The organism is Thiomicrospira sp. S5 (assembly GCF_003991075.1).
In the GTDB taxonomy this organism is placed as follows: domain Bacteria; phylum Pseudomonadota; class Gammaproteobacteria; order Thiomicrospirales; family Thiomicrospiraceae; genus Hydrogenovibrio; species Hydrogenovibrio thermophilus.
Map to the genome: position 1 here is coordinate 2,633,843 of NZ_CP014470.1, position 21,204 is coordinate 2,655,046.

General features: G+C 52.9%; 19 protein-coding genes. 13 read left to right on the plus strand and 6 right to left on the minus strand.

All coding sequences use genetic code 11. The annotated features are described in order from the left end of the window. The first annotated feature begins 21 nt into the window (after positions 1-21). From def to AYJ59_RS12310, 10 genes are all read left to right on the plus strand, one after another. On the plus strand, positions 22-534 hold the full coding sequence (gene def, locus AYJ59_RS12265; RefSeq protein WP_127120241.1) for a peptide deformylase: 513 nt from the start codon (positions 22-24) through the stop codon (positions 532-534). Then, on the plus strand, positions 531-1,502 hold the full coding sequence (gene fmt / locus AYJ59_RS12270) for a methionyl-tRNA formyltransferase (RefSeq protein WP_127120242.1): 972 nt from the start codon (positions 531-533) through the stop codon (positions 1,500-1,502). The genes def and fmt overlap by 4 nt, the downstream gene beginning before the upstream one ends. A 3-nt stretch (positions 1,503-1,505) precedes the next feature. Then, complete coding sequence (rsmB, locus tag AYJ59_RS12275; RefSeq protein ID WP_127120243.1) at positions 1,506-2,825, plus strand: 16S rRNA (cytosine(967)-C(5))-methyltransferase RsmB; 1,320 nt, start codon at positions 1,506-1,508, stop codon at positions 2,823-2,825. 26 nt (positions 2,826-2,851) lie between these two features. After that, entirely contained in the window at positions 2,852-3,448 is a 597-nt protein-coding gene (locus AYJ59_RS12280; RefSeq protein WP_051673526.1) for a DUF4390 domain-containing protein, read from the plus strand. A gap of 39 nt (positions 3,449-3,487) precedes the next feature. Continuing rightward, positions 3,488-5,713 carry an ATP-binding protein gene (locus AYJ59_RS12285; protein ID WP_127120244.1) on the plus strand — a complete coding sequence of 742 codons (2,226 nt, stop codon included), beginning with the start codon at positions 3,488-3,490 and terminating at the stop codon, positions 5,711-5,713. A gap of 21 nt (positions 5,714-5,734) precedes the next feature. Further along, positions 5,735-7,093: a sigma-54-dependent transcriptional regulator gene (locus tag AYJ59_RS12290; RefSeq protein ID WP_127120245.1), complete on the plus strand. Its 1,359-nt coding sequence runs from the start codon at positions 5,735-5,737 to the stop codon at positions 7,091-7,093. 168 nt (positions 7,094-7,261) lie between these two features. Continuing rightward, on the plus strand, positions 7,262-8,659 hold the full coding sequence (gene trkA / locus AYJ59_RS12295) for a Trk system potassium transporter TrkA (RefSeq protein ID WP_127120246.1): 1,398 nt from the start codon (positions 7,262-7,264) through the stop codon (positions 8,657-8,659). A 23-nt stretch (positions 8,660-8,682) separates the two neighbouring features. Continuing rightward, on the plus strand, positions 8,683-10,134 hold the full coding sequence (locus tag AYJ59_RS12300) for a TrkH family potassium uptake protein (RefSeq protein ID WP_127120247.1): 1,452 nt from the start codon (positions 8,683-8,685) through the stop codon (positions 10,132-10,134). Beyond that, the gene (locus AYJ59_RS12305) at positions 10,131-10,727 is read left to right on the plus strand and encodes a class I SAM-dependent methyltransferase (RefSeq protein ID WP_237260338.1); all 597 of its coding nucleotides are present in this window, start codon (positions 10,131-10,133) and stop codon (positions 10,725-10,727) included. The genes AYJ59_RS12300 and AYJ59_RS12305 overlap by 4 nt, the downstream gene beginning before the upstream one ends. Further along, the gene (locus AYJ59_RS12310) at positions 10,724-11,659 is read left to right on the plus strand and encodes a DMT family transporter (RefSeq protein ID WP_127120248.1); all 936 of its coding nucleotides are present in this window, start codon (positions 10,724-10,726) and stop codon (positions 11,657-11,659) included. The genes AYJ59_RS12305 and AYJ59_RS12310 overlap by 4 nt, the downstream gene beginning before the upstream one ends. A 23-nt stretch (positions 11,660-11,682) precedes the next feature. Here the strand turns inward: AYJ59_RS12310 and AYJ59_RS12315 are convergent, their stop codons facing one another. Genes AYJ59_RS12315 through AYJ59_RS12330 form a run of 4 tightly spaced genes read right to left on the minus strand, consistent with a single transcriptional unit; the run spans position 11,683 to position 14,021 of the window. Continuing rightward, positions 11,683-11,961, minus strand: a complete 279-nt coding sequence (locus AYJ59_RS12315; RefSeq protein WP_127120249.1) for a 2'-5' RNA ligase family protein — start codon at positions 11,959-11,961, stop codon at positions 11,683-11,685. Further along, positions 11,937-12,239 carry a 2'-5' RNA ligase family protein gene (locus AYJ59_RS12320; protein WP_164730774.1) on the minus strand — a complete coding sequence of 101 codons (303 nt, stop codon included), beginning with the start codon at positions 12,237-12,239 and terminating at the stop codon, positions 11,937-11,939. The genes AYJ59_RS12315 and AYJ59_RS12320 overlap by 25 nt, the downstream gene beginning before the upstream one ends. 52 nt (positions 12,240-12,291) lie before the next feature. Continuing rightward, the gene (locus AYJ59_RS12325) at positions 12,292-13,200 is read right to left on the minus strand and encodes a lysophospholipid acyltransferase family protein (protein ID WP_127120251.1); all 909 of its coding nucleotides are present in this window, start codon (positions 13,198-13,200) and stop codon (positions 12,292-12,294) included. A 2-nt stretch (positions 13,201-13,202) separates the two neighbouring features. Further along, positions 13,203-14,021, minus strand: coding sequence for a tRNA 2-thiocytidine biosynthesis TtcA family protein (locus tag AYJ59_RS12330; RefSeq protein WP_051673525.1), 819 nt, complete (start codon positions 14,019-14,021; stop codon positions 13,203-13,205). A 256-nt stretch (positions 14,022-14,277) separates the two neighbouring features. Between AYJ59_RS12330 and AYJ59_RS12335 the strand changes: the two genes are divergently transcribed. The 3 genes from AYJ59_RS12335 (at position 14,278) to AYJ59_RS12345 (ending at position 17,668) form a co-directional block, all read left to right on the plus strand. Next, positions 14,278-16,278, plus strand: coding sequence for an EAL domain-containing protein (locus AYJ59_RS12335; protein ID WP_127120252.1), 2,001 nt, complete (start codon positions 14,278-14,280; stop codon positions 16,276-16,278). 206 nt (positions 16,279-16,484) lie between these two features. Continuing rightward, positions 16,485-16,928, plus strand: coding sequence for a plastocyanin/azurin family copper-binding protein (locus tag AYJ59_RS12340; RefSeq protein WP_127120253.1), 444 nt, complete (start codon positions 16,485-16,487; stop codon positions 16,926-16,928). A gap of 251 nt (positions 16,929-17,179) precedes the next feature. After that, positions 17,180-17,668, plus strand: coding sequence for a hypothetical protein (locus AYJ59_RS12345; RefSeq protein WP_127120254.1), 489 nt, complete (start codon positions 17,180-17,182; stop codon positions 17,666-17,668). Positions 17,669-17,705: 37 nt separating this feature from the next. On the opposite strand, the gene AYJ59_RS12350 is transcribed toward AYJ59_RS12345, so the two are convergent. Both AYJ59_RS12350 and AYJ59_RS12355 read right to left on the minus strand, forming a co-directional pair. After that, positions 17,706-18,713, minus strand: a complete 1,008-nt coding sequence (locus AYJ59_RS12350; RefSeq protein WP_127120255.1) for an ABC transporter substrate-binding protein — start codon at positions 18,711-18,713, stop codon at positions 17,706-17,708. Between the two features lie 66 nt (positions 18,714-18,779). Then, positions 18,780-20,951 (minus strand): TonB-dependent receptor plug domain-containing protein, encoded by a 2,172-nt coding sequence (locus tag AYJ59_RS12355; RefSeq protein ID WP_164730775.1) that lies wholly within the window; start codon positions 20,949-20,951, stop codon positions 18,780-18,782. Positions 20,952-21,204 lie beyond the last annotated feature (253 nt).

Sequence of the window (21,204 nt, forward strand, 5' to 3'; positions counted from 1 at the left end):
TCAAAAAGTATACCTTGTATTATGGATAAACTCGATATTGTTCTCTATCCGGACGAAGGCCTTCGGGACGTCTGCCAACCGATTCCGGAAATGACCGACGAACTCGACAAACTCATCGACGACATGTTCTACACCATGTACGACGCCCCGGGCATCGGCCTGGCCGCGCCGCAAGTGGCGGTACAACAACGTTTGATTGTCGTGGACATTTCCGAAACCAAAGATCAGCCGATTGCACTCCTGAACCCGGAAGTGGTCAAAAGTGCCGGTAAAATCACCTGGGAAGAAGGCTGTTTATCGATTCCGGGCGTCTACGCCAAGGTCAATCGCCCGTCCGAGATACTGGTACGCGGCCTAAACCGCGATGGCAAGCGGGTCGAGTTCGAAGCCAACGACTTGTTGGCGGTGTGCATTCAACATGAAATCGATCATTTGAACGGCAAGCTCTTTATCGACCACCTATCCGGTTTGAAACGCACCCGAGCCCTGCAAAAATACAAAAAAGAACTCGCGCAACAACAGGCCGACGCATGACGCTATCTTCGCCCACTCAACCGCTTCGCATCATTTTCGCCGGCACGCCGGATTTTTCCGTGCCGCCGTTACAACGCCTGCTGGACTCCCCACATGAGGTAGTGGCGGTTTACACCCAGCCGGATCGTCCGGCGGGCCGCGGCCGTAAACTGACGGCCAGCCCGGTCAAACAGCTGGCGCAACAACACGACCTGCCGGTGTATCAACCGGTCTCGCTCAAAGACCCCGACGCACAAGCCGAACTCAAGGCTCTGAACGCCGACGTCATGGTGGTGGTGGCCTATGGCCTGATTCTGCCGAAAACCGTGCTGGACATGCCGACCTACGGTTGCTTCAATATCCATGCGTCCTTATTGCCGCGCTGGCGCGGCGCGGCGCCGATTCAACGCGCCATCCAGATGGGCGACGCCGAAACCGGCGTGACCATTATGCAAATGGATGTCGGTCTGGACACCGGCGACATGCTCACCATTCTGAAAACCCCGATTGCGGCGGACGACACCGCCCAAACCTTGCACGACCGCCTCAGCCAACTCGGCTGCGACGCGCTGATGCAAACCTTGGACGATTTACAGGCCGAGCGCTTGAATCCCGTCAAGCAAAACGACGCCGAGGCCACCTACGCCGAGAAACTCAATAAAGCCGAAGCGGAAATCGACTGGTCACAACCGGCCGACACGCTGGTGCGCCTGATTCAGGCCTTTAACCCCTGGCCGGTGGCCTTTACCCAATACGACGGTCAACCGCTGCGACTTTGGCGCGCAAAAATGGGCCAGGAAACGATTTCCGAAAAACCACCAGGCCTGATGATTTCCGTTACCAAAGACGGTGTTGAGGTCGCCACCGGAAAAGGATCGCTCATCCTAGAACAACTACAACCGGCCGGCAAAAAAGCCATGGCCGCCTATGATTTTGCCCAAGCACGCCAACTGACCGGGCAGAGGCTGGGCACGGAACAGGCGCGATAAGCCATGGCCGTCAACAGTCGCTACATCGCCCTGAAAATCTGCCTCACCGTCATTGAACAAGGTCGCTCCTTAAGCCAAGCACTGGCCGAAGGATTGGCCCAATTCGACGACCGGCGTGAACGCGCTTTTGCCCAAAACCTGGTCTTCGGCACCCTGCGCTGGCAGGAACGCCTGGAAGCGATTCGCAGCCATTTGCTCAAAAAACCGCTCAAAGCCAAGGACGAAGACGTCAACCAGTTGATTTTGCTCGGACTCTATCAAATTCTGTATATGGATACCCCCGAACACGCGGCGGTATCGGAAACCGTCAACCTCACCAAATCGTTGAAAAAACCTTGGGCGCGCGGTCTGGTCAACGGCGTTTTGCGATCGTTTTTGCGTGAAAAAGACGCGATTTGCGCGGAAGTCGACAAAAAACCGGCCTATCGTTTCGCCCACCCGCAATGGTTCACCAAAGCCATGCGCAAAGCCTACCCGGAGCATTGGGAACAGATTCTCGCCGCCAATAACGAACCGGCCCCCTTGACGTTACGCGTGAACCCACGCGTGCAAACCCGCGAGGCCTTCCTAGCCAGCCTGGCCGATAACGAAATTGACGCCAGCGCCCACCCGAAGGCACCGTTCGGCGTAGTGCTCACCCAAAGCCAGGATGTCACCCGCCTCCCCAGCTACGACGACGGCGGGTTCAGCGTGCAAGACGCCGCCGCCCAACAAGCCGGCACCTTATTGGCCCCGCAAGCGGGCGAACATATTTTGGACGCCTGCGCCGCGCCCGGTGGGAAAACCACCCATTTGCTGGAACTGAGCGACGACCAGGCCAACGTATTCGCGCTGGAAAAAGAACCGGAACGCATGGAACGCCTGTCGGAAAACCTGTTCCGTCTCGATTTGCATGCCGATTTGGACGTCGGGGATGCCGCACAACCCGACGACTGGTGGAATGGCGCCGCGTTCGATAAAATTTTGCTGGACGCGCCTTGTTCCGCCACCGGCATCATCCGCCGCCATCCGGACATCAAATGGCACCGCACGCCGGAAGACATCGACGCTCTGGTGACGACGCAAGCCGCCATTCTCAAAGCGCTTTGGCCGTTATTAAAGCCCCGCGGACGTTTGCTGTATGCCACCTGTTCGGTGCTGCCGGATGAAAACCGCAACCAGATGAGCGCTTTTTTGCAAGCCACCGACGATGCCCGGGAAATCCCCATCGAAGCCGACTGGGGCCTGACCATTGAGGGCACCCCCGGACGCCAGATTCTGCCAGGCCTGGACGGAATGGACGGATTCTATTATTGTTTGATTGAAAAAATCTCGTCCGAATGACCACAATAGAGATGGAGTAAAGCGATATGACAACTTGGCAACGCGCCATATCCACACTCGGATTTGCCGGCCTGGGCTTTCTCCTCTCTTGTTCGGTCGCGGCGGACACCCCCGGCATTCACATTCTGTATCTCAACGACTATCAGGAAGACCAGCAATTGGTGGTGGATGCCAGTGCCAAATTCCACTTTCCACCCAAAGTGCTCAGCGCCATCCACCATGAAATCCCACTGACTTTCACCACCGAAATCGAGCTGAACGAGATCCGCACGTTATTGGGCATCCCTTTCTCCCGAAACCGAACGCAAATCGTCTACCGGACCGAGTTGCAATACATCGGCTACAATCGTACCTATGTCATTGCCAACAAACGGAACCAAAAGGTTCAGAGTTTCGACAGTTTGAAAGAAGCCATGAAAACACTCGGCACCTTATCCAACTTCCGCATCGCCGATTTGGCGGACCTGCATCCGGACACGCTCTATGCCGTCAAAATGCGGATTTCGCTCGACCAATGGCAATTGCCGACGCCCTTGATTATTGATACGTTATGGTCGTCGGACTGGCAATTGGACAGCGACTGGCGTAGTATCGAAATCCAATCGCCGAAAAGCTGGCTATAAACGAACACTCGAACAGGAAACCAGGACGGAACCGAGCGCATGTTATCGCTGAAACATTCCAGATTCATCAAACAATACGGTTGGTTGATCCTGCTTTCCAGTCTGGTGCTCATCGCCTTGATTGTGATGAGTCAGATTCTGCAGAATGCCGCGCAATTCGCGCAAACCTACTCCACCCTTCTATTGGTCTCCTTTTTCGGGATGGTTTGGCTGTTGACCATGCTGGTGCGCACCCTGCTGAAGCTGCGCAACAATTACCGCAACCGCGTGCCCGGCTCCAAAATTACCGCGCGCCTGACCGGAATACTCAGCTTAATTCTTGGCATCCCCTTGGCCATCATTTTCTATTTTTCAATGAGCTTTGTGCATCAGGGCATCGATCAATGGTTCGACGTCAAAACCGAAACGGCCCTGGAAAACGCGGTCAAACTGGTGCAAATCACGCTCGATGACCAAACCCGCCGCAACCTCAATGCCACGCAGAAAGCGCTTGCCATGAATCAGGACACCTTGTTTATTACCCCAGTGCTGACACTGAACCAAATCGGAGAACAACTCAACACCCGTGAAGTGTCACTGTACCGTAGCGACGGTCAACTCATCGCCTACAGCAGCCAGGAAAACGTTAACATCCTGCCTAAATCGCCGGAGTTACGTCTGTTCCAACAAATTCGTAAAAAAATCAGTTACGCCGCAGTGGAAACCAAAGCCGGTTTGAACAGTGCCTATCAAGTGATTCGCATCATGTTGCCGGTCACCGACATTCAGAACAACAAACTCTACGCCTTGCAAGCCGTGTTCCCAATCCCGGAACAGCTCACGGCTTTAGCCAATACCGTACGCGTTTCCGCCGGCCAATATCAGGAACTGTCCTATTTGAAAGGCCCCCTGAAAACCAGTTTCACCGTGATTTTGAGCATGGTTCTCTTGCTGACCTTAATCAGCGCGGTACTGTTCACCATCCAAACCATCCAAAACATGACCCGCCCGATTCGAACCCTGGCAAAAGGCACCAAGGCGGTGGCAAAGGGGGATTACGCCATTTCGATGCCAGTCATTCAAGACGACGAAATGGGGCAGCTCATCGAGTCTTTCAACGATATGATTCAGCAAATCGCCAAAGCGCGTAACGACATCAAGTTCGGACACCAACAAACCGAAATGCAGAAACTTTACCTGCAGGCGATTATCAAAAACCTCAACAGCGGGGTCATCACCTTCGACATGAACCTGCGCCTGAAAACCATCAACGACGCCACCAACAGCATTCTCAACACCGATTTGTTCCGTCAACTCGGCAAACCCTTGGACGAAGTCCTCAAACAACCGGACACCCAGCGCCTCAAGCCGTTTTTCGACGCGATTTTCCCGTTATTCAAAAGCGAATCGAAACCCTGGAGCGAACAATTCACCTTCGACTGCAAAGAAGGTCAAAAAATCCTGCTGGTACACGGCTCCACCCTGCCGAGCCTCGACCAAAAAATCGGCGGCTTCGTCATCGTCATCGAAGACATCACCCAGCTGGTCCAAGCTCAATTGCATGCTGCCTGGAGCGATGTCGCCCAACGCCTGGCCCATGAAATCAAAAACCCGCTGACGCCGATTCAACTCTCGGCGGAACGTTTGAACTACAAACTGTCCGACAAACTCGAAAAGGCGGATCAGAAACTGCTGAACCGCATGACCGACACGATCATCGAGCAAGTCACCACCATGCAAAACCTGGTGCAAGCCTTCACCGAATACGCCGACACACCGGAAATCGAACTGCATCAAGTCAATCTCAACACTCTGGTGAAAGATGTGGTCAGCATGTACCAGACCCCGAAAGTCACCTGGAAAGTCAGTTACGATATCGACCCGGATTGTCCGGTTATCACCGCCGACGCCTCCAAACTGCGACAACTGCTGCACAATCTCATCAAAAACGCCATTGAAGCCTGTGAAGACCGGCCCGACACCCAGATCAAAGTCAGCACTGGCTATGAAAACCAGCAGGTCGAATTGGCAATTTGCGACAACGGTCCCGGCATTCCGGAGAAAGCCCGAAACTGGATTTTCGAGCCTTATTCCACGGACAAACCCAAGGGCACCGGACTCGGCTTGGCCATCGTCAAGAAAATTGTCGATGAACACCAGGGACAAATTCGGGTAGAATCAGAACCTGAACAAGGTACATGCTTTTTGGTACAGTTACCGCAACCGAATCTGAACGAATTGAACGAACCGAAACCATCGGCCCTTTTAACGGACACGAGCACGTAAAGATCGAAATCGAACACATCTATGAAACCCGGTAAACTCTTAATCGTTGATGATGAAAAAGACATCCGTAACCTGATGGAAGAAATTTTTTCCGAAGAAGGTTACGACGTTATGGTGGCCGCCAACGGTCAACAAGCCCAAACCATCTGGCGGGACATGGCGCCCGACTTGATTTTTCTCGACATCTGGATGCCTGACATCGATGGAATTTCCCTGCTGAAGGAAATGATCGAAGAAAACGTCCTGCAACACAGTTGCGTCATTATGATGTCAGGACACGGCACCATTGAAACCGCGATTGAAGCCACCAAACTCGGCGCCTACGATTACCTGGAAAAGCCCCTGTCGCTCGCCAAACTACTGATTACCGCCGAACGGGCGATGGAGCACCTGCAACTGCACCACGAAAACCGTCACCTGAAACAAAAACTGCCCGACCAGATTTTGCCGGTCGGTAAGAGCAAACTCATCGCCGAGCTGCGCGACTCCATCAAGCGTTTGGCGAAATATTCCATGCCGATCCTGGTGAAAGGCGAACCGGGAACCGGTAAACATCGCGTCGCGGAGGCCATTCACAAACTCAGCGATCGCAAGGAAAACACCTTCTTCCAAATCCACGGTGCCGATTTCGACGACCAGGAAACCTTGATTTTAGGCGAAGAAACCGACACCGGTACGTCTCCGGGCGAACTGATTCACGCCACCGGCGGCACCCTGATGATTTCCGACTTGGAACAACTCAGCACCAAAGGCCAGAATTTCCTGGCCCAACTGATGTTCGACGGCGCATTCATCCGCCCGGGTTCCAATAAGAAAATTGCCGTCGACATGCGTATCATCGCACTGACCAAAGGCGGGCTGGAAGACATGGCCAAAAACAACCAGTTCCGAGAAGATTTACTACAACGCCTCAATGTCATGCCGCTGGATGTGCCGTCCTTACGACAACACACCGAAGACATTCCCGACTTGATCGATTATTTCCTGGACTATTTCCTCACCCACGAAGGACTGGAATATCGTGAATTCGATGTCGGCGCCATCAATGTACTGCGCCAGTACAGTTGGCCGGGCAATTATCGCGAATTGCAAAATCTGATTCAACGACTGCTGATTCTCGGCGAAGGCGAAGTGACCGATGACGAAATCCGCCGTGCACTGGAAAGCAGCAAACGCAGTGAAGACGTCTCGATGAGCGGGATCGATACCTCGGTCAATCTCAAGCAGGCCAAGGAACGCTTCGAAGCCGCTTATTTGAGCCAGCTACTGCGCGAAACCGGTGGTAACGTCACTGAAACCGCTCGCTTGTCGGGCGTGGAGCGGACGAACCTGTATCGCAAGCTCAAGGCTCTCAACATCGATCCGAAAAACCCCAAATAATGCGACTGGTCGCATCGGGCGGAGAATAAAGCGTAATAAAGGTTAATTTCCGCGTCAATCCGGCGTAGAATAGCAACCAAACACCCCAAATCTACCGCAGGCCAAAAGTATGCGGTGTAATTGCAAAGCCCGCCCACGAGGCTGCGGGCACAATTTAGATAACGTCATATGAACATTATTATTCTTGGCGCAGGACAAGTTGGAACCTCTCTGGCCGAGCTACTCGCCACCGAAAACAATGACGTCACGGTCGTTGACCTTGACCGCACCCACCTTCAGCGACTGCAGGACCGTCTCGACATCCGGACCGTCGACGGCCACGCCTCCAACCCCGACGTTCTAGTACAGGCAGGGTTGGAAGAAGCCGATATGCTCATCGCCGCCACTCAAGTGGACGACACCAACATCGTGGCCTGTCAGTTGGCGCACATCATGTACAAAACGCCGACCAAAATCGCCCGGGTTCGCAGCCCCAGCTACCTGAACCACCCCGAACTGTTTGACCGTTATCAGAACACCAACGCCATCCCGATTGATGTACTAATCAGCCCTGAAACTCTAGTAAAAGACTATATTTTGCAGCTGATTGAATACCCCGGTTCCCTGCAAGTGGTGGATTTTGCCGATGGTAAAGTACGACTGGTGGCGATTCGCGCCTATTCCGGCGGCATGATAGTCGGCAAAAAAATCCGCGAAATCAAACAATACATGCCGGATGACGTGCAACATCGCATCGTCGCCATCTATCGCCGCGATGAAATCGTCATCCCGACCGGCGACGTCACCATTCAGGTCGGCGACGAAGTGTTCTTCCTGGCCGAACCCTTCAATATCCCCAAAATCGTTCAGGAGCTACGACGTCACAAATTGCGACCCTCGCGCAACATCATGATTGCCGGCGGGGGCAACATCGGATTCAACCTGGCCAAAGAACTGGAAAAACAACATCAGGTCAAAATCATCGACCATAACATCACCCAGGCCCGGCAAATTTCGGAACAACTGAAGCACGCCATCGTCATCCGCGGCGACGTGGCCGACAAATCCTTATTGATCGAAGAAAACATCGACGAAATCGATTTGTTCCTGGCGCTGACCAACTCCGACGAAGCCAATATCATTTCCGGCATGTTGGCGAAAAAACTCGGCGTGCGCCGCGTCATCGCGCTAGTCAACAACCAATCCTACGTCGATTTGATTCAACTCAACAGCATCGACGTCGCCATCTCCGCCGACCAAATCACCACCAGCCGCCTGCTGCACTTCATGCGCCAGGGCGATACGGTCAAGGCCTTCACCCTTCGCCGCGGTGCGGCGGAAGCCATGGAAGTCATTGTCCACGGCAGTGAAAACTCGTCGGAACTCATCGGCAAAACCATCGGTGACATTCAATGGCCGAGCAGCATCACCATCGGTTGCATCGTGCGCGAAAACGCCGTGCACTTTTCGCATCGCGACCTGACCATCGAGGCGGAAGACCACGTGATTCTCTTCCTGAACGACCCGAGTCAGGCGGCCGAAGTCACCGAACTCTTCACGCCGAAAGAAAAAAAGACCTGGTTCTAATCAAGATGAGATTCGGATAGGTTATGCACACCAAAATCATTTTAAAAGTTCTCGGAATCCTGTTGATGGTGTTCAGCTTAACGCTGATTCCGCCGTTCATCATTTCGCTGATTTACCACGACGGCGGCTCGTCGGATTTCGCCTTCTCAGGCCTGGGACTTTTTTCACTTGGGTTGTTACTGTGGCTGCCGAACCGACACGAGCGCCATGACCTAAAAATCCGCGACGGCTTTTTGATAGTGGTAATGTTCTGGACGGTGCTCGGCTTTGCCGGGGCGATTCCGATGTATTTCGCGTCCAATATCTACATTTCCTTGACCGACGCCATTTTCGAATCCTTTTCCGGCTTGACCACCACCGGGGCCACGGTTATCAATGGCCTCGACGCCTTACCGCACTCCATGCTCTGGTATCGCCAGCAGCTGCAATGGCTGGGTGGCATGGGGATTATCGTCCTAGCCGTCGCCATCCTGCCGATGCTCGGCATCGGGGGAATGCAGCTCTATCGGGCCGAAATGCCCGGTCCGATGAAGGACACCAAACTCGCACCGCGCATTTCCGAAACGGCCAAAGCGCTGTGGTACATCTATCTGGGACTCACGCTGGCGTGTGCCTTAGGATACTGGTTGGCGGGCATGGACTGGTTCGACGCCTTCGCGCACAGTTTTTCCACCGTCGCCATCGGCGGTTTCTCGACGCATGACGCCAGCATCGGCCATTTCGACAGCGTCGAAATCGAACTGATTGCCATGTTCTTCATGTTCCTGGCCGGCATCAACTTCGCTTTGCACTTTTCCGCTTTCCGAAATCTCTCGGCCCGCCCTTATTTCGGCGATCCGGAATTCAAAATCTATGCGCTGTTGATTGTCATCGGCATCCTGATCAGCAGCGGTTATCTGCTGTACCGCGAGGTCTATTTATCTTGGGAAGACGCCCTACGTTACGGCGCTTTCCAGACAGTCTCGATTGCCACCACCACCGGTTTCGCCAACACCGACTTCACCGTCTGGCCCGCGTTTGTGCCGGTAATGCTGATTATGATGACGTTTATCGGCGGTTCGGCCGGTTCCACCGCGGGGGGGATGAAAGTCATCCGTTTCATCCTGCTCGCCAAACAGGGCAGCCGTGAGATTCGCCGGTTACTGCACCCCAATGCTTTAATGCCGGTAAAACTGCACGGCAAAGCGATTCCGGATCGAGTCATCGCCGCGGTCTGGGGCTTCTTTTCGCTGTACGTGGTGTCGTTCATTATCATCATGCTGCTGCTGATGGCGCTCGGGCTCGACCAGATTACCGCCTTCTCCACCGTGGCGGCCACCATCAATAACCTCGGCCCGGCGCTTGGTCAGGCCTCGGCCAACTACCAAAGCTTATCCGATCCGGCTAAATGGATTCTGACCTTTGCGATGCTGCTGGGCCGCTTGGAAATCTTTACGTTACTGGTGCTGTTCACGGCGTCTTTCTGGAGAAAATGATGTCGGAAACCGCCAAAAAATGGGATCGCAAATACGCCGAATCGGACCCGAAACAGCCGGTTCGCCCGGCCTGGGTATTACAGCAGCATCTCAAAAAACTGCCCCTGAAAGGCCGCGCACTGGATTTGGCCTGCGGTTTGGGCGGCAATGCCCGCCTGATGGCACAGTGCGGCTTGACGGTGGATGCCTGGGACATTTCCGATGTGGCTCTGACGCACCTCAATAACTGGGCCGCCGTGCATCGCCTGCCAATTCACTGTACCATCAGCGATTTCGACCAGATGCTGTTTCCGTACCAACAGTACGACGTCATCATCCTCAGCCGTTACCTGAACCGTTCACTCTGGCCACAAATCGCCCAGGCTCTCAAACCGGGCGGAAAAGTGTTTGTGCAAACCTTTTTAAGCCCGGTGCAAGCCAATGGCCCGCAGAATCCGGATTTTTATCTGGCCCCGGGTGAACTGGTCAAGTTAACCGAAAACGGCCAGGCCTGGTCGAATTTCAAGGTCGACATTCAAGGCGAAGGCTGGCTGGCGGACGGCGATGAATCCCACCGTTATGCCTGGCTGATCGCCACCAAATCCGCGTCATGATGCGGCCGCTTGCCCAGTCGCCGCTCTGGTTCGGATTTTTTCTCGCCGTCTTCGGCACGGCCCTGTTTTCGCTGAAGTCCATTCTCATCAAGCTGGCGTATGCCGAAGGCCTGAACACCGACAGTGTGTTGATGTTACGCATGGCGATTGCCCTGCCGATTTACCTAGCCATTCTAGTTTGGCTGGCGCGAACGCCGGGCCGTCACCCGGACAACCGTTGGGAAAAATTCGGCTGGATTTTCTTTCTTGGCTTTATCGGGTATTTTCTGTCGTCCTGGCTGGACTTGAAAGGTTTGGAAATGATTTCCGCGCAATTGGAGCGCCTCACGCTATTCACTTATCCGATTCTGGTGGCCGTGCTCGGCGCCTTGTTTTTCAAGACGCCCATCACGCGCAAAATTTTCCTGTCACTGCTGATTACCTACGGCGGCCTTTGGCTGGTGTTTCATCAGGAACAATCTTTGGCCGAAAAACTGGGAAGCGACGATACGTGGCTGGGCACCTTGCTGGTGTTTTTGGCGGCGCTGAGTTTCTCGTTCTATGTGCTTATCAGCAAAAAGATCATTCATCAGGTCGGCAGTCTCTGGTTTACCAGTTTGGCGATGAGTGTCTCCAGCCTGTTCGTGCTGGCGTATTTTGCCGGACTCATCGGTTTCGAGCAGTTGAACGTCACGCCCATGGCCTGGTTGTGGCTGATTCTGCTGGCGATTTTCAGCACCGTCATTCCCAGTTTTATGATTGCCGAAGCCATAGCGCTGATCGGGCCGGCGCAAACCGGCATCATCGGCACTTTAGGCCCTATCGTCACCATTGGTTTGGCAGTTTGGTTGCTGAGCGAACCTTTCAGCATCTATCACGCCATTGGCATTTCGCTGGTGATTGCCGGCGTGCTGGTACTGACGGTCAATAAAGGACAGAAAACGTCCTCCTGACAGACATCACAACGCTAGTAGGTTCAATAGGTCTCTAAAGGTAGGCTATTTAAAAGGCGATATTCCGGTGGCGAAGATGGCGTCAAGACGCTCTGGTAAAGGTTTAAGCGGTCCACCCGCAATTGAATCGGCTCCAACGGCTCGTCGATTATCGGAAAATCTTCGGATGCGCCTTTCCATTTACCCAGTGTGATGTGCGGACGAAACGCATGTTTGCGTTTGGCAAAGCCCAACGGTCTCAAATGATCGTCGATTTCCCGAACCAACGATTGCATCATCAAGGTCGCATCCAGCTTCGCCACCCAGAAAGGGCCGGTTTGGGGTTGGGAAAACCGCCCAACGTCAGCAGGTCGGCGTCAAAATAGCTCATGCCTTCCGCGAACCACTCCGACATCGACTGCCGAATCGCCTGATAGTCCGCGTCCGACACCTCACCGAGAAACGACAAGGTTAAATGCCAGTTCAGCGGCGGTGCCCATTTCATCGCCGCCATTTCCGGGCGGGCTTGAAACGCCGCCAGCCGCGTTTTGAGCTGTTCTGCACAAGCCGCATCGACTGGAATCGCTAAAAAGAGTCGCATCCTTACCCTCCTCTTGGCTGTCGCCCGCATTCAACAAAACGCCCAGGCCTGGCTATTTTTTGTAAACATCCACCACGCCTTCCGGCGGATGCTTGTAGCGTTTGTAGTTCCACTGATACTGCGCCGGAACGCGCCGAGCGCAGACCTCCACGCCGCGATTCAAGGCCTCGGCCGCCGTTTGTTCGTCACGGTCGGCCACTGCCGCCTCGGCGGGCAGAATATTGAGACGATAACCGCGCCCTTTCGGCAACCGCTCGGCAAAGGTGAACAATACATCGCACTGTGCTTTAGCCGCCAAGCGCGACACCAACACCATGGTCCGCGCCGGGTGCCCGAAAAACGGCGCATAAACGCCGCCGCTTTTGCCCGGATCCTGATCGGGCAGAATGCCGACCATTTCATTCTGGTTCAAGGCCTTACGCAACGCCTTCACGCCCGACAAATCGGTGGGCACCAACTTGGCACTGCCTCTTTCCCGCACCTCGCGCATAAAGGTTTCAATCGACGGTAAATTCGGCGGACGATACAAGCTGGTAATCGGGTATTTGCTCGACCAGTAAAAACCCATCGCTTCCCAAGCACCGATGTGCGGCGACAGCACAATCACGCCTTTGCCTTTATCAAACGCCGCTTGCACCAGCTCTTCGCCGTCCACCTCCTGGATCAGATTCAGCACCTTTTGATTTGGCCACAACCACAGCGGACCCAGCTCCGTGGTGGTTTTGCCCAACTCAATGAGACTTTGCTTCAGCAAGGCGCGGTGTTCGGCTTCGGACGCGTCTGGAAAGGCGATTTTCAGATTAATGGCAGAGATGCGTTTCGGCGAATTCGGCAGCCACCATAGCAGGTAACCGATGGCAGTGCCCATCGCATGATTGACGCGCAAGGGCCACCAAGCGAAAAACCGTAACAGGCCGATAAACAACCGGCCACGCCAATCCTGTTTTCGAGTCTCCGCCATCGTCAGCCCTCTTCTTCATCCGTTAACTGCGCCAACCCGGCATGGTTGTCGTCCGCCACCAGCGGTTGCATGGCGTGCCAAAGGTTGGCGTACAGGTGCTTGTTGTGTTTTTCCTGCTCCAGCAGCAATTCTTTCATGCGCTGTCGCTCCTGCGGTTTGGCGTAACAGGCCGGGCAGTTATCGGGGATAATCGGCAAACCGGCGGATTCGGAAAAATCCCGTGTTTGGTTTTCGCGTACCCGCACCAGCGGCCGGATAATACGGATGTCTTTTTCATTATTGAGGTAATGCGCTTTCATGGTGCGCAACTCCCCGGCATTGAACGCCGACATCAACAAACTCTCCGCCAAATCGTCCAGATGCTGCGCCAAGGCCAAAACGTTATAGCCTTCGCGTCGGCAAACGGTGTAAAGCTTGCCGCGCTTCTGGCGCGCACAGAAGCTGCAAAAGGAATTGCCTTTCATGTGCGCGTCGGCTAAAGCCACCAAATCTTCGGACTCATAAAAATAGGGAATTTCCATCGACGCGACCCACTCTTTCAATGGCGACGGATCGAACCCCGGGATTTCCGGGTCGATGGTGCAGGCCGCCAACTCGAATTTAATGGGCGAATGGCGCTGCAAATGCTTGAGAATCACCAACAACGCCAATGAATCCTTGCCGCCCGACAGCCCCAATAAAATGCGGTCGCCTTCGCGTATCATCTGGTATTGCGCAATGGCGCGCCCGACCAGTTTCAAAATGGACTTGGGCGGTTTAATCCAATCCTTTTTGGCTTTTTTCGGGGCGGATTCGGTTGGCGTTGTTTCGGTGTCGGACATGATAAAACGGTCTGTAAGTTTTGCAAATAAGTAACAATTTAATCTGGTGGTTATTTTACACCCTCACTTTTACCCTGTGGGTAAACTTAGCGCGAATTCCACTCAACAAGGTGTCGTCGGCTTACTGCGTTAAAACCCCGCAAACCCTTATGTTTAAAGCGGATTATTTTACTCTACCCATGGCATGGGATAAAATGCCTGCATTAGCTAATTGAATGCGGCCTAAACGACAAGGCTGCCCTTACTGGAACCTTCCATGTCACCACTGAGTTTCGAAGCCTATCTGAATCAAGCGCCCTATGCGTTTTTTCGATGGCAGAACACCGAAAACTGGCCGGTCATCTATGCTTCGGAAGCCGCAGATCGCCTGTTGGGCTACGCCGTCTCGGACTGGACGACAGGAAAGGTTCAATACGCCGACATCGTCCACCCGGAAGACAAACAACTGGTCATCGACGAACTGACCGAGGCCGCTGAAAAAGGCTTGGAAAGCATTGTCCACGCACCTTATCGCCTGAAGACACAGGACGACCGCTGGATTTGGATCAAGGATTACACCCAAATCATCCGAGACGACCAAGGCCGCGTCATCGAATACTACGGTTTCCTCGAAGACCTGACCGATTTCCTCGCCTATAAAGCCCAGGCGAAAGCGACGCAGCAGATCAACGACCAGATGAACAATGCCCTGGATCAGAGCAACCTCATTTCCCGCTCGGATCAATACGGCAATATCACCTACGTCAACAATAACCTGTTGAAACTCACCGGTTACTCCCGCGACGAACTCATCGGCCAACCCCACAACATCCTGCGCCATCCGGATACGCCGACCAATGTCTTCAAGGAAATGTGGCAGACCATCCAGTCCAACCGGGTCTGGAAAGGCACCTTGAAAAACCGGAAGAAAAACGGCGAACCCTACTATGTGGAAATGACCTTGGTGCCGCTGGTGGACGACCAGGGCCGATTCATCGAATACCTCGCCATCCGTCACGAAGTCACCGGGCTCATCACCAAACAGATGGACTTGGAAACCGCCGTCAAAACGTCGCGGCTGCTCAACATTCCGAACCGCGTGGCCTTGCTGGAAGCGATTGAAACCCTGGAACACCCGCAACTGGCGTTGTTCGATTTGGACAACTTCAAGCAGGTCAACGAGTATTTCGGCCACCAGTTCGGCGACCAGATGCTTATCAGCACGCTGCTGCACCTTTTCCTCTACAAACCACTCGACACCCGCGTCTATCACCTCGGTTCCGACCAATTGGTGCTGACCTCGGAGGAACCGGATGCCCAGCGCTTCGAGCAGCAGATGATTCAACTGCGAAACCGCTTGTCGAACCATAAAATCACGGTGCAGTCGCAGGACATCTACATCAACCAAACCCTGGCCCTGAGTTTCGAGCCGAAGGAAAACCTGCTGAACTCACTGGAAGTGGCGATGCGTCACGCTAAAAACACCCACCAAGACGTCTTGGTGTATTCGCCGGCCATTGACACCTATCAACAGCGTGCCGACAACCTCATGTGGTCGGAAAAATTGAACCAGGCCTTACTGGAAGACCGCATTACCACCTTCTTTCAGCCGATTTTAAATTTGCGTAGCGGCCGCATCGAGAAACACGAAGCCCTGGTGCGTATGCTCGAACCGGACGACAAGGTGATTTCACCGTTTTTCTTTTTGGAAGTCTCCCAGCAGACAAAAAAATACCCGATACTGTCGAAACGGGTCGTCGCCAAGGCTTTCCAAGCCTTTAAGCGTTCCGAGCAAGCTTTTTCCATCAATATTTCCGCCACCGACATGACCAATCCGGATTACGTCGATTACCTGCTCAAACACGTTGAGCAGTTCAGCCATCCGGAACGCATTACCCTGGAAATTCTCGAGTCCGAAGAAATCACCGACTTCATCAAGGTGGAAAAGTTCATCGACCAACTGCGAGGGCTCGGCTGTAAAATCGCCATCGACGATTTTGGTGCCGGTTACGCCAATTTCGAGAACCTGCTAAAACTGCACGCCGACTTCATCAAAATCGACGGCTCACTGATCAAGCAACTGGCGGAAAACCAGGACGCCTACGACATCGTCGAATCCATCGTCTCCTTCGCCAAGAAAAAAGACATCCAAACCATTGCCGAATTCGTCAGCAGTGCCGACATTCTCGACGCCGTGAAACGCCTCGACATCGACTTCGCGCAAGGGTATTTCATTGGTGAACCCGCCAAGTCCCCAATGGATGCACCCGAACTTTAGTCTTCAAAACCGCCAGACCTGGCGGTTTTTTTCATAGCCAACCCCGGTTTTCTGTCCCACCCAAACAATTGAGCGTCATTTTTTATTAAATAATATTGATAACAATTATCATTAATGATACTATTTATTTCAAATCACGAAAACGAGGTCATCCGAGACACCGTTTTCACCTTTTCAACCACGTCTTTGATTCAAGAGGAAGACACATGACACGCAATCTCTTTTTAAAACTTTGTGTCGGTACGGCGCTTTTAACCACCGCCTCCATGGTGCACGCCGCCGAACACGAAGTGAAAATGCTCAACGCCGGCACCGACGGCATTATGGTGTTTGAACCGGGTTATTTGAAAATCGCACCGGGCGATACCGTGAACTTCGTTGCCACGGACACCGGTCATAATGCGGTTTCCGAAGTCACGCCGGACGGCTCGAAATGGGAAGTCGGATTCGATGGCGGTAAAGTCAAATTCGAACAGGAAGGCGTCAATATTTATTACTGTCTGCCGCATAAATCCATGGCGATGGTCGGCGTCATTCAGGTCGGACAAGCCGTCAACAAAGACGATGCCATGAAACAAGCCGACACCCTAGAAGCCGGGTTCGCGATGAACCAAGGCCGTTTAAAACAATACATGGCACAGGTCAAATAAACCTGAGTCAACCGTTTTTAAGCCGGCATTCACCTATCTCTCTCCTAAGCTTTGCCGGCTTAAATTTTTCTTGCTCCTCCGCTTAGAGTAGCGCTCCTCACGCTACTCATTTTTTAACCTTCACAATGGTTTAAAGGAGTCTTCATGTTGTTTTATGTGGTGCTCTACTACTATATCCATCTATTCCTAACCTGGGCCTGAGACCGTAATCTCCAGCCCGCATGACAGATTGAAAAGCGAGGTGATTCACCATGACAAACACGCACGTTTTCCCGACACACCCCAATCAACCCAAACACCTGTTGAGCGAAAACCGTCGATTGAAACAGGAATTGCAGGCCGCGAAACACACCATTGCGGAATTAAAGGCGCAATATCAAGCCTTGGAAGAAGATTACCTGCACGTGCTGGACAGCCAACAACCGCCAAACCTCAACGGACGAAAAATCGCCTATGTCGGCGCATCGCCGGAACTGGTCAAAGCCTATAAAGCCATCGTGCAACATTATCACGGCGAACTCATCACCCCCGAAAGCGACCGGATTGAAGCGGTCTGCGACGCCGTTCAGCAAGCCGACGAAGTCTTTTGCCCGGACGACTGTCCGAACCAAGCGCTCTGTCACGCCGCGCGTTCCAGTTGCACCGTGTTCAATAAACCATTGAGAACCGTCGAAAATAGCTCGCCCCAACTATTGCAGGAAAAGCTGTCGCACATCGAAATTGAAGTGACGCCATCCTGATTCGGATGGCAAAAAAGATATGAAATGAAAACTGGCGTTAAGGCGTGTAGTAGAAGCCGTTATCCGGCAACTTGCCCCCGACCAGGTCTGGTAAATTTTGCATCAACTGCCGGTAAAAAAACTCCAACTCCGCTTTCGCCTGTAAAGCCGGCACCACGTCAAACTTCGTGATCTCAATTGAATCCGCTACCGCTTCCGGCGTCAGCAGCGCAATGTGTTTCGCCACCATCTCACCCGCCGCTTTCGGATTGTCCAGACACCATTGCATGGACTCGGTGTAGGCTTCATTAAACCGTTTCAGCAACGCTGGATTATCAAGCACACTTGGCATTGCCGTCATCCCGGCTTCGGGAACCTGCGCTTTGCGCTTAAATACCCGGCCCCACTCCGCCTGCAAATCGACACTGCGATACAGATCGGGCGCAATCACACTGATGGGAAACGATTTCGTTTTCCGTAATGCCATGGAAATGGCCGGCTCCGGCAAGAGAGCGTGATCCACCCGACGCATGATCAACAACTGCATCGCATCCAATGGGTGCGGCGTATAACGCAGTTTAAAATCTTTTTTAGGGTCCAAGCCTTCCGCTTTCACCAGTTGCTCAAACAGAATATCCGGCATATCACCGCGAAACGGCATGGCAATTTCCTTGCCTTTGAAATCGGCCAAGGTCTTGAGACTATCATCACGTGACACCATCCATAAAATGCCCCACACCGAGATATTCATCAGTTTCAGGTCCACCCCACGGTTATAGAGGTTAGCGGCCACATTGGAAGGCATGGCAATGAAATCGGCTTGAAAATTCCCTTTGCCCAACGCCATCAACTTCAACTGATCCGCACCGTTCCAGGGTTTAAATTCCACCACCTCGGCAAACTCTTTTAAGGCGCCGGTTTCTACCATGTGAATTAAAGGGTTGGACACCCCGGCGAAGGGGCCGGACAACACCAGCTTCGGCAATTTTTCTGCAGCCATCGTCATCATGGAAGCCGCCATCAATAATACAGTAAGCGGCCAAAGCACCCAGCTTTTGAACATCATATGTTTTGCTCCTTTTCAATAAGCCGGCGACATGCTTCGCCGGCGTGTTTATCATCAATGCAGAGGTTAAAAGCCCACTCGCACGCCGGCAAAGTAATAGGTACCGACATTGGAACCGATGACTTTATCGACTTTTTGGTCAAACACGTTGTTGATGCCGCCGTACAAATCGATTTGTTTGTTTTCACCGAATCGGTAACCGCCGGTCAAATTCGTCAAGGTATAAGGGTCGGTGTAATGGCCCTGAGTGTCTTCAACGTAATATTGTTCGCCGGTATAGACGGCATAAGCGCCCAATCGGAAACGGCTGGTGACGTCCCAATCCAAGCCCAATTCAACGACTCGATCCGGGTTAAACTCCAATTGCTTACCGGTATCTTTGTTTTCGGTACGTAACTCGGTCCAGAAAAAACGTCCTTTTAAATTGTTCAGGAACTGGTAACCGAGATTCAATTCCATCCCTTTGGTTTCGGCATCGCTCACATTCTGGAAAGTATAATAATCCGTCATGTTTCCAGCCACGCTCACCTGCTGGATTTTATCGTTTATCTGGTTCAGGAAGGCCGTGACGCTGTATGAGAACTCACTGGTGGCACCATTGATCCCCAACTCATAACTTAAGGTTTTTTCCGGCTTCAAGTCATAAGCGTCCTTGCCTTGTGCGGCGTCCACCGTCTGCGCCCCCAGCAACAAGCCGCCCGGGGTTTGCTTTTGGATATAAAGTTCGCGAATATCCGGTACCCGGAAACCTTGCGCCACATTCACTCGCGCATTCAAGAGCGGATGAAAGTTTTTCAAAACGCCAACGCGGAAAGTGCTTTCGGAATCGGTTGAACTGTCATGGTCCAGACCATTTTGGTCGGTGTAAGCGGCCTGGTCATACTGATCATAGCGTCCACCGACGGTCAAAGACCAGGTATCGCCCAGGGTAAAATCGTCCTGCAGATAAATCGCTTGGGACGACACTCGGCGCGTGTCCATATCGTTGGATTGAGTGAAGACGGTCGCTTCACGCTTTTCCTGACGATATTCGACCCCGCCGGTCAATAAATGATTCTCCACCGGTGCCCAATTCGAGCTCAATTCATAAGAGGTGACGTCCACATTGGCATTCATCCCATTGGAAGCCGACGCCGATTTGCTGGCATAACCGAAATCCTGATAGTGCTGCAACGTCGTGGTATTGCGTTTGGTGTAATAAGAGCGATAAACACGGAAATCGATGTCCAAATCGTCGTTGACGAAATACTGGGCATCCACCGCCATATCATAACGTTCGTTTTCGTCTTTGGAGTTCACCGGTACGTCATAAGCCGGCACCCGGTTGCCCATCATGGTGTATGCCGTCGGATGATAGGTGCCGCGATACGAACCGTCGCGTTCTTCGTCCATCCAATACACTTCCGCCCCCACCGTCAAATCGCTGGAGATATCATATTCGCCTCGACCACCCACCGTCTTGACGGTCGCGTTCTCACGATAACTGACATCAACGTCGTAACTGTCCTGAATATTATTCAGAGGCGCCGGGCGCGTGGACGGCTTGACCTGGTTTCCGGTAACGGTGGTATCGGTCTGTTCCTGCTCATAGTACGCGCCGGAATCGGTGACCGACATAAAGAATTTACCACGAAAATCGCCAATACCGCCGCGCACATTGGCACTGACCTGTTTATTGGAGCCTTCACCTTCCGCATTGGCACCGCCGGACACACTCACATCCGCCACAAACTTGTCATCCGGCCGTTTGGTGATGATATTGATAACCCCGCCGACGGCATCCGCGCCATACAGTGCCGACATGGGCCCTTTGACGATTTCAATACGTTCAATCATAGAGGCCGGAAAACGATCCATATCATATGGGTTACTGACCTCGCCCGCCAGCCGGCGTCCATCCAACAACCAAAGCGTCCCGGTCGTGCCCAGGCCGCGAATATTCACCGAACTTTTCGATGTCGAACTGCCGGACGGGAAAGTGCCATATTGCAGCACCAGGCCTGGTGTATTTTGGAACACGTCTTTCAAGGTGATGGCACCCATCTTTTCGATGTCGTCCTGGGTAATAACATCCACCGACGCCGTGACTTTATCAATCGACTTTTCGGTTTTCGTCGCGGAAATGACCACGGTTTCAAGCTTTGTCTCGGCCTTTGAGCGTTCTTCAGCCCACACCGGGGCCGCATACGCCGCCCACATGGCTGAAGAAAGTAAAATCGTCTGTTCTTTCAGTTTCATTTTGCTTCCTAATTTAACTTTCACCAGGCAGACCAACCTCATCAATTCCTTTTAATTCGCGAACGATGCCTGAAATGGGGTTTATTCGGTTTGAATGTCAATGGCGCCGAAAAATCGGTCGCCTAACCAATATCAGCATTCTATTATACAACACAACTATAAACAATAATTATTATCATTAAGATTGTTATACTCCACCTATTTAGTTTTTAAATGACATCTACCCACGTTTACAGGTATGCTAATATTTTCG